The organism is Lactiplantibacillus plajomi (assembly GCF_005405405.1).
Classification (GTDB): Bacteria; Bacillota; Bacilli; order Lactobacillales; family Lactobacillaceae; genus Lactiplantibacillus; species Lactiplantibacillus plajomi.
The window spans coordinates 1-8,895 of sequence record NZ_BJDZ01000047.1 but is presented as its reverse complement, the minus strand read 5'-3'; the positions used below and the strand labels follow the sequence as shown (position 1 = coordinate 8,895).

The window sequence follows — 8,895 nt, the reverse complement described above, 5'->3', positions numbered from 1 at the left end:
GACCTTAGGCACGGTCAAGTGACCCCGCAACGCTGGGTTATCGAACGCAGTTTTAGCTGGCTAGGAAAATATCGGCGCCTCTGGCGCAATTGTGAGCGAAAGCTGAACACCAGTAAGATGATGATTAGCTTAGCCTTCCTGCGAATACTCTTGAAAAGATTCTAAACACGTTCTAAGTCGCGTTCTGGATTTAGCGTTACTAAACCGAAGAAAGACAATACTTAATTAAATAAGTCTTGCTCGATTCCAAGCTAGTGTTTTCTTGCCAGCCCTCCAGTCAGCGGGAATCAGTCCGGAACGCGGTGGCCACGGTGTTAAGCCCGAAGATCAGGTCTTAACCACCGGGCTTTCACTAACTCGCCCAAGGACGGCGACCAAGTGAAACTTCACCGCTGGGACTGTTCCCGCTTTCCCTCCAGGCTTAAACTGGTCGTTGGTGGGCATTAGTGAGTTAATTTGGATGAATAGATTGTGTTAGGTTGGTAATTGATTATTGGACGGTAGTCATTGTTTAGAAAATAAAATATTTTAAGATCTATTCAGAATTACTGATTCGAGTTATTTATGTAATGGAATCCTTATTGATATTGTTTTAAGATGCTGAGGATTAGCGAACTATATTACTAACCGCTCGAATAGTTCATTAAATCTAACAAGTTGTTAGTTAACGAGATTTAATCTAGGTTCCGGAGCCCTTCGAAACATGGCTGTGAAATTGTTGTTGGGCGCCGTTTTTGGGCGACTTACAACAAGGCCGACTTGGGAGACAATTCGGGGTGTGAATTGGCTTCCGAGCGTGCCCACAGCCTTGCTTTCGTGCAGGCGGAGCGGACCGGCAGGTTAGAACTATTATTAAAAGTGGTTTTGTGGTTGCTTTCCGTTAAGGGTGGGGCATTAAGCATATGGGGAGTATGTTTTAGCTATGAATAATCGTTACCAAGGTCCCGCAGCCTTGCTTGCGTGTAGGCGGAGGGGAGCGGCAATTGGCGCTGATTATGATTGATAGGCCGTTACGAAAAAGGACCACCCGCTTGGCGGGTGATCCGAAGCTTATCGTTCGTGTAAGTGAGTTATTGTAATCAGGTTAGTTAAGTGTGCGAACGAGTAAAAGCTTATTTATCAATGTCTGGGGCTTCATCCAGTTCGGCTTGAAGCATCCAGATTTTCTTTTCGATGGCTGTTTTTAGGCCGATGAAGATGTCTTGGGTACTGAAATCTTTTTCAACGTCGGAAACGTCGATGCCTTCTTGATAAAGGTTTTCGAGGTAACGGTAGCCGTCAACTAAGTGGGCGAGGCGTTCGGGCGTGGTTTTGTCCCAGCTGCCAGGCCAGTCCTTAATCTTGGTGTTATCGGCCATTTCCTTTAACGTGGAATAAGGACTGCCGTCGAGAGCAATTAAACGTTCGGAAATAACGTCGAGTTGGCTGTCGATTTCGTCCATGAATTCATCCATCAACGGGTGGAGTTTCAGGAAGTTAGTCCCGCGCATGTACCAGTGGGTCTGATGAATGATCATTGACATCTGACTTAAATCGGCAACGAGTTGATTCAATACCTGTTTAGTCTTTGGATATTTCATAATAGTATCGGCTCCTTTCTGAGTTTCATTTTATCGTAAAACGCTTTCACCGACAAATGATAACCACGTTAGTCGTTAACCCCCGAAAATTAATAAAAATCGGTTTATAATGGTTTTATAAGTTAACTTGATTTACAAGTGGGATTAATTGGGAAAATATGGATTGGGAGGGATTTTATGGCTGCGCTATTATTAGTTTTATCATTGATGTCGGGCACGTACGAAATGATTTTCTTTATGATTGCGTTTCGAGAATATTTAACCTGGCGAATCGCCATTGTTTGGATTTTAGTTTTCTTGGCAAATGCAATTTTTTGTCAGTGGGCAAACGCGATGTGGCCGCAGGTGCCGCTAGTATTTTTCTTCATTATTCCGATGGTACTGTCGACAACCGTGATGAGTACGTGGCTGTTGGCGACCCACTGGATTTTGATGTTGCCGATTGCCATCTTTTTAAACGCGTTTAAGCGCTTGATTGGCGCGATTACCGGGGTGCTGACCCGCTACGCGATGCATTCGGACGCCCCGATGTTTTTGCGCCAAGCGCTGGGGATCAAGCAGGCGGCTGATATTAATTTATTTTTAGCCGTGCTGATCGAACTCCCAATCGTTATCTTGCTGAGTTTGTGGGTCCACCACTGGATGGTTAAACACGCGGTGGCGGACTTTCTACAACGGGCGCGGGTTGAAATTAGTGATTACTTATTGGTGTTGTTGTTCTTTGCGATTTATATTACGGCGTACGTTTTTGCGATGGAAAGTTCACTAGTCAACCAGACTTACATGGCGATTGCGGCCTGCGTCACGTTCGGAATCATTGGTTTTTATTTGATTAGCAATAAGAACAGTCATTTAAATGATGATCAGCTGTTGAAACAGATGTCGGTTTATAACGAGTTGCTCAGCCATCATAACCGTGATCTACACTTATTCAAGCACGATTATCAAAATATTTTGCTCAGTATGGCAACCTTGTTGGAACGGCATGATTATCAGGCCTTAGAGCAATATTTTAATCAAGAAGTTTTGCCGAGTGGGGCGGCGTTGAATCAGGCAACCGACTTGGACGTCTTACGGTACTTGGAATCACCGGTCGTTAGTGGGTTAATTTATGCAAAACACAATTTAGCGGCTGAACGGCAGTTAAAATTGACCGTGACGATTATGGATACGATCAAGTTGCCGGCGGTCTCGCAAGTGCGGGTCGTGCGGATTCTCGGTAACTTACTGGATAACGCGTTGGACGCCGCGGCCCATAGCAATCAACGCGTGACGTTGGATATTAGTTGTGATGATCACCAGAACGTTATTTTCAGTATTCAAAATCAGATTCCCAAGCAGGAGCAGATTGATTTAAACGTGATTAAGAAGGGCCGTTTTACTACCAAGGCCGGTCACTTAGGTTACGGGTTGAGTAGTATTAAGCAATTAATGACTGATCAGCTTCAGGTTAATTACCAAGTTGATCATAACTTATTTAAGGCTCAGCTAATTTTAGCGGCAGAGTAAACTTAAGGCCGCTTTTCGATGTTTTACCGAAAAGCGGCCTTTTTTTGGTGCGCCAATGAAATGGATGGGGTGTCAACGACACAAAAAGCACCACGGTCCCCAGTCGTGATGCAATGTTACTGCGACCGCCGGGTAATTAAGCTGCCGTCTCACCCGTAGTCGTGCCGCGCAAGGATCACGCGGACCGTAACGTTGGGGCTAGCCAAGCCTTCCCCAAGTTCGAGACCACTAGCTAAGTTAGCGGGAGATCCCCATGATAAATGTATCCCCTAAATGTTGAACGCTACTTAACCAATTCTATTTTATAGCATGTTAAGCATTTTATAATAGGTTTATCCGGTGTTGGTTCGGTAAGTTTACTATTCAGATGGTTCAAACAAGCTGGTACGCCGTTCGATTAGCCGGCCCACGACCAAAATTAAGCCGGCGAGTCCCAAGCAAACGAGTAGCGAGGGAGTCCAGCTCCCGGTTGAATTGTTGAGCCACCCAAGGACGACCGGCCCGCCGGCAGCTAGCAGGTAGCCAAAGGTCTGGGCCATGCCGGAGACGGCCATGGTTTCGGCAGCGTTGCGGGTCTTTTGGGTGAAAAAGATGACGGCGAGGTTGAAGGAGAAGCCGGATGCGATGCCCATCAATAGTGCCAGCACGACGGCCATACCGAAGTGATTTTGACTAAAACCGGCGGCCAGGGTCGCCGGGCCAAACCCCAGGGCAATCGTCCACAACATGGCGGCTTTCCCGCGCTTAGAGGTGGCAAACAGCGGGGTAATGACCGCGCAGGCGAGGCAGGCTAGTTGCAGAATCGTGACTAACAAGGCGGCTTCGTCGGCGGTGTAGCCAACCGCTTGAAAGATGGCCGGCATCCAGGTGACGAGTGAGTAGTACAGCAGAGCCTGTAAACCAAAAAAGGCCGTCAGGAGCCAAGCTAGGCGATTGTGGCTGAGATGCAGCGCGGGTTGTTCAGTTGGTGTCGTGGTAGCTGCTGGACGGCGGCCTACCAGCAATAAGCCACAACCTAGGATACTGATTAGCGAAAGGTAAACCGCGATTTTAAGCGTTCCGGTCAACGTGACCGCCTTGGTTAAGGGACCAACGATGGCGGTAGCCAGGGAACTCATCAGTACCATTGAAGTTGTGTACAGGCTGACGCCAAGCGTTGGTTGCTGGGGCATTCGCGCCTTAATGATTGCGGGTAAAATGACGTTGCCGCCATCGATGCCCAACCCGATCAGTAGCGTTCCCAGCAGGAGTAACGGCACGGTTAGCGTGACCCGCAGGAGCGACCCGAGCGTTAAAACCATAAAAGCGACTAGCATGACCGGGGTTGCGCCGAAGCGACGACTGGCGCGAGCGAACCCGGACGACACTAACGCGAAGGTTAACAATGGAATCGACGTTAGCAGGCCGGCCGCGGTCGTTGATAAGCCGCTGGCCCGTTGGATTTCGGCCATGATTGGCGGTAACCCGGTGATCGGTAGGCGCATGTTGACGGCTACCAAGACGATGCCAAGGGCCGTCAATCCTTTTTTAGTGTGTATGCTGATACCTCCTGATGTATTAATATTTTTATGCTACCACGCGGGCTTGATTCTTAAAATTAGAAAAAGATTTGAAAACTCCTTGACATTTTTTAATTAAAAACTCATAATTATGACCATTACGAAAGATGAGTAACCACTTTTAACCGGCAACAGAGAGTCACGGTTTGCTGAAAAGTGACCCGGCGCGGGTGGCGAAGATGGTCTTTCACAACGAATTCAACCGGTGAGCCAATGGGTTAGCCGGTTGCGGTAAATGCCCGTTATCGCAGCAGTTAGTTCTGCATGAGTTGGTGTTTAAAAGACACTATTAAGGTGGTACCGCGGCCAAAAGTCGTCCTTGTTATTGAAGATAACGGGGCGACTTTTTTTATCCCTTAAAATTTAAATGAGAAAGAGGAATGGATAATGAGAAGAAATACGAAGTGGGGCTTAGCCCTTGCTGGAATTTTATTAGTGTTAATCGCAATTTTTGGCCTAAGTCGGCGTAGTCAGACCCAGGCGAGTGATTCAAAATTACAGACAGTCACGATCGGGGTGGCGGCCGGCCCTTACGGCGATATGGCGAATAAGGTCCTCGGACCGTTGCTGAAAAAGCGGGGCTACCAAGTCGTCACCAAGGAATTTAACGACTACGTTCAACCGAACAAAGCGCTCAACTCCGGTGAAATCGACGCAAACCTGTTCCAACACGGTTTATATTTAAAGACTTTCGCTAAGGCCAACCACTTGAAACTGACCGCGATTGCGCAAACCCCAACTTTGGGGATGGGGATTTATTCAAAGAAACTCAGCAAGTTGAGCCAACTTAAAGCCGGCGCGACCGTTTCGATTCCAAACGACCCGTCTAATTTAGCGCGGGCGTTGCAATTATTGGCCGCTCAACAACTGATTACGTTAAAGAAGAACATTGACGTGACGACGGCTAGCAAGGCCGATATCGCCACCAACCCGTACCACTTAAAGTTTAAGACGCTCGACGCAGCGCAGTTACCACAATCGCTGACCAACGTGGCCATCACGGTAGTCCCCGGTAATTATTCGTGGAGCGCGAAGTTGGATCCGTCCAAGGCGCTGGCGCTTGAAAAGTTGAATGATAACTATAAAGAAGTCTTCGTTGTTAAGACCAGTAAGCAAAATTCGAAGTTTGCCAAGGCCGTTAAATCAGTCTTAAATAGCAAGGCGTTCAAGCAGGCGATTGCCAAGTCCGAATTTAAGGATTTTGACAAACCGACCGCCTGGCAGTAGGAGGAAACCCATATGAGTCAAATTGAATTGAAACATATTGATGTCACGTTTAAGCAAAAGAAGCGGACCGTGACGGCGGTCAAGGACGTTTCGTTGAGTGTCGAAAAGGGCGAGATTTTCGGCATCGTTGGTCTTTCCGGTGCGGGTAAGTCGACGCTGGTCCGGACGATCAACTACTTGCAAGCGCCAACCAACGGCCAAGTGGTGGTTGACGGGACCGACCTGAGCCACGCCAATGCCAAAACGATTGCCGCGGCACGGCGTAAAATCGGCTTTATTTTTCAAAACTTTAACCTGATCAATAACCGGACGTTAGCCCAAAACTTGGCGTTCGCACTGACGGCCGGTGGTTACCCGGAAAAGCAACAGCCTAAGCGGATCACCGAACTCTTGGAACTGGTCGGGTTGGCCGACCGTCAAGATAACTATCCCGGTCAGCTTTCCGGTGGTCAAAAGCAGCGGGTCGGCATCGCGCGGGCGTTAGCGAACGACCCCGACATCCTACTATGTGACGAAGCGACCAGTGCGCTGGACGTCGAAACCGCCGAAGAAATTATTGGGATTCTCAAAGAAATTAATCGCCGGCTACACATCACGATCGTCTTCATCACCCACCAGTTGGAAGTGGCTCGCAGTTTATTCGACCGGGTCGCCGTGATGGAAAATGGCCGGCTGGTTGAACAATCGAGCACCTACGACCTGTTTGCCGCGCCGCAGTCGGACATGGGGCAGCGGCTAGTCAACCGCTTCCTCGATACCGATTTACCGGACAAAGTTAAAGCGCAAGTTACCAAGCAGACCGGGCAGTTGTTGACGTTACGCTACCGTGGCAGTGATTCGCTGACGCCAATTATTACGAAAATCGCCAAGCAAACCGGAATTGACATTAATATTATTCAGGGCCGCGTCGAGTTTATTCAGGATAAGGCGATTGGGGTGCTGGTCGTTTTCTTGACCGGCTCAGCGGTTGCGGTCAGCCAGGCAGTTCAAATTTTCCACCAACGGGTCGATTACGTTACGGAGGTCAGTGCACATGAATGAAACCATCACGATTTTACAACAGAATTTAGGAACCGCCCTGTGGGATACCGGGAAAATGGTCTTTATTTCGGGCTTTATCGTTGTGATTTTCGGGACACTGATTGGCCTGTTCCTCTACTATTATTCGAACCCGCTGTTCGCGCCACGACCAGTTCTGAATAGTATTTGCGGTTTTGTTATCAACGCGATTCGGTCGCTCCCATTCTTGATTTTAATGGTCGTCTTGATTCCGTTCGCCAAGTTGGTTGCGGGTGATCCGTATACGCCGTTAGGGGGTGCGGTTTCCTTGTCAGTAGCGGCGATTCCGTTCTTTGCCCGGTTAGCCGAAGGGGCTTTTGCGGAAATTGACGCTGGGGTGGTCGAAGCCGCCCGCTCTACCGGGGCCGGGTTTATCCTGATTTTCCAAGAAGTTCTGTTTCCCGAAGCGTTACCGGCGTTAATCCGCGGGGTGGTCCTCACGTTGATCAGCTTGTTAGGCTACTCCGCGATGGTCGGCACGATCGGCGCCGGGGGCATCGGCGATTTAGCGATTCAATACGGCTATAACCGTTATAATACCGGCGTCCTAGTCAGCGTCATTGTTATTTTGATTATCATCGTTCAAATCGTTCAGTGGTGTGGGGACCGGTTAGCCGACCATTACACCCGTTAAGCGTAACAAGCGGGGGTCAAAAGTCGTGGGGCCAAAAGTCTTTTGGCCCCCGTTTCGATTAGCGATGATTAAATAAATAATTTGGAATCTGTTGGAGGAAATTATGGAAACCATTAATTGGCAAACACTTTACGCGCGGGCGGTAGCAAGTTGTCAGCCGCGGGACGTTTCGAACAGTGTCTACGCGGGCAGCGTTGCGGCGGCACTGGTGACTAGTCGGGGAACCGTCTTTACCGGTGTTTCGGTGGATACCGCCTGCTCGTTGGGATTTTGTGCCGAACGTAACGCGCTTGGTAGTATGTTAACGGCGGGGGAGCAGACGGTGACCCGGATCGTGGCCGTTCGCGGGCGTGAAATTCTAATGCCGTGCGGGGCCTGCCGGGAATTTTTACGGCAACTGGGGAATCCGGACGTTGAAGTACTGGTTCAGTTGGCGCCGTTAGTTAGTGTTAAATTAAAAGAATTATTACCGCGATACTGGCAGGCTTAGGGTGCTGTTGCTTGCTGCTGCTTTAAGCTATAATGGAACTAATCAAAGCGTCATTAACGCCATACCCGGTAGTTTGTTATCCACAGGTATTTTAGCCCTGAAGGTTATCCACAAGTGGATAATCTGGGCACGATAATGACGGGCATTAAATTAACACCATTATCTGCGGGGGTGCAACATGGACACAATCAAAGTATCGGACACTTTATCAATCAGCAATCACCGGGTCTTTTCGGCCGACTTGAACGAACACGACACCGTTTTTGGTGGCAAAACGTTGGCGACCATTGACGATAACTCGTCAATCGCGGCGTCGCGGCTAGCCCGTATCGAAACGGTGACCGCCTCGGTCGATCAGGTCAACTTCCTGATGCCGTTTCGGTTGCAAGACTCAATGTGTATGGAGTCCTACGTTTCTGGCGTGGGGAGCCGCTCGATCGAAGTGTTTACCAAAATCATTGGCGAGCATTTGAAAACCGGCGAACGCTTCTTAGGGTTGACCTGCTTTTCGACCTTCGTAGTGACCCAACCGGGGATTGCCTTGCCACAGCTGGTAGCGGATAAGGACGAGTACGTGTTCGTTACCCAGGGTTACGAGCAACGGCGCGCAGAACGGTTGGCGAAGCTCAAACGCCAGGAACATTTTAATAGTCATATCAGTGTGAACGTCCCGTGGGCGGACTAAAATTGAACGTAACGTCGAGTTGGTATTTTTGCCGATTCGGCGTTTTTTGTTAAGACGAATTGTCAAATCAAGCGCAACTTTTTGCCGAAGAAAACTTCACTTGGACTTTTCCATCCCAAGACCTTTCGTGGACGGTTATTTAAATCTGTGAC

9 protein-coding genes are annotated in these 8,895 nt (G+C 48.9%); 7 read left to right on the top strand and 2 right to left on the bottom strand.

The features are described 5' to 3' along the window. Window positions 1-165 (top strand): transposase (locus FFM82_RS13065; RefSeq protein ID WP_143143456.1); only part of this gene is annotated, 165 nt, incomplete at its 5' end. Window positions 166-1,112: 947 nt separating this feature from the next. Here the strand turns inward: FFM82_RS13065 and FFM82_RS13060 are convergent. Next, complete coding sequence (locus tag FFM82_RS13060; protein WP_137646209.1) at window positions 1,113-1,580, bottom strand: Dps family protein; 468 nt, start codon at window positions 1,578-1,580, stop codon at window positions 1,113-1,115. Window positions 1,581-1,757: 177 nt separating this feature from the next. Here FFM82_RS13060 and FFM82_RS13055 point away from each other — a divergent pair, with 177 nt between their 5' ends. Continuing rightward, a complete protein-coding gene (locus FFM82_RS13055) occupies window positions 1,758-3,089 on the top strand; it encodes a sensor histidine kinase (protein WP_170178310.1) in 1,332 nt (443 codons plus the stop codon). Between the two features lie 359 nt (window positions 3,090-3,448). On the opposite strand, the gene FFM82_RS13050 is transcribed toward FFM82_RS13055, so the two are convergent. Then, window positions 3,449-4,588: an MFS transporter gene (locus FFM82_RS13050; protein WP_225425717.1), complete on the bottom strand. Its 1,140-nt coding sequence runs from the start codon at window positions 4,586-4,588 to the stop codon at window positions 3,449-3,451. 447 nt (window positions 4,589-5,035) lie between these two features. On the opposite strand from FFM82_RS13050, the gene FFM82_RS13045 reads away from it, so the two are divergent. From FFM82_RS13045 to FFM82_RS13025, 5 genes are all read left to right on the top strand, one after another. Next, window positions 5,036-5,875, top strand: coding sequence for a MetQ/NlpA family ABC transporter substrate-binding protein (locus FFM82_RS13045; protein WP_137646207.1), 840 nt, complete (start codon window positions 5,036-5,038; stop codon window positions 5,873-5,875). 12 nt (window positions 5,876-5,887) lie between these two features. Further along, the gene (locus FFM82_RS13040) at window positions 5,888-6,916 is read left to right on the top strand and encodes a methionine ABC transporter ATP-binding protein (RefSeq protein ID WP_137646206.1); all 1,029 of its coding nucleotides are present in this window, start codon (window positions 5,888-5,890) and stop codon (window positions 6,914-6,916) included. Further along, the gene (locus FFM82_RS13035) at window positions 6,909-7,568 is read left to right on the top strand and encodes a methionine ABC transporter permease (protein ID WP_137646205.1); all 660 of its coding nucleotides are present in this window, start codon (window positions 6,909-6,911) and stop codon (window positions 7,566-7,568) included. Before FFM82_RS13040 ends, FFM82_RS13035 begins: the two co-directional genes overlap by 8 nt. 103 nt (window positions 7,569-7,671) lie before the next feature. Continuing rightward, entirely contained in the window at window positions 7,672-8,058 is a 387-nt protein-coding gene (locus tag FFM82_RS13030) for a cytidine deaminase family protein (protein WP_137646204.1), read from the top strand. Between the two features lie 178 nt (window positions 8,059-8,236). Beyond that, window positions 8,237-8,743 carry an acyl-CoA thioesterase gene (locus tag FFM82_RS13025; RefSeq protein ID WP_137646203.1) on the top strand — a complete coding sequence of 169 codons (507 nt, stop codon included), beginning with the start codon at window positions 8,237-8,239 and terminating at the stop codon, window positions 8,741-8,743. The last annotated feature ends 152 nt before the right edge of the window (window positions 8,744-8,895 follow it).

Bases quoted from the DNA above. Each gene is read 5' to 3' on its own strand.
- FFM82_RS13040 (WP_137646206.1), top strand. From the start codon at position 5,888: ATGAGTCAAATTGAATTGAAACATATTGATGTCACGTTTAAGCAAAAG.
- FFM82_RS13030 (WP_137646204.1), top strand. From the start codon at position 7,672: ATGGAAACCATTAATTGGCAAACACTTTACGCGCGGGCGGTAGCAAGT.
- FFM82_RS13045 (WP_137646207.1), top strand. From the start codon at position 5,036: ATGAGAAGAAATACGAAGTGGGGCTTAGCCCTTGCTGGAATTTTATTA.
- FFM82_RS13025 (WP_137646203.1), top strand. From the start codon at position 8,237: ATGGACACAATCAAAGTATCGGACACTTTATCAATCAGCAATCACCGG.
- FFM82_RS13055 (WP_170178310.1), top strand. From the start codon at position 1,758: ATGGCTGCGCTATTATTAGTTTTATCATTGATGTCGGGCACGTACGAA.
- FFM82_RS13060 (WP_137646209.1), bottom strand. From the start codon at position 1,580: ATGAAATATCCAAAGACTAAACAGGTATTGAATCAACTCGTTGCCGAT.
- FFM82_RS13035 (WP_137646205.1), top strand. From the start codon at position 6,909: ATGAATGAAACCATCACGATTTTACAACAGAATTTAGGAACCGCCCTG.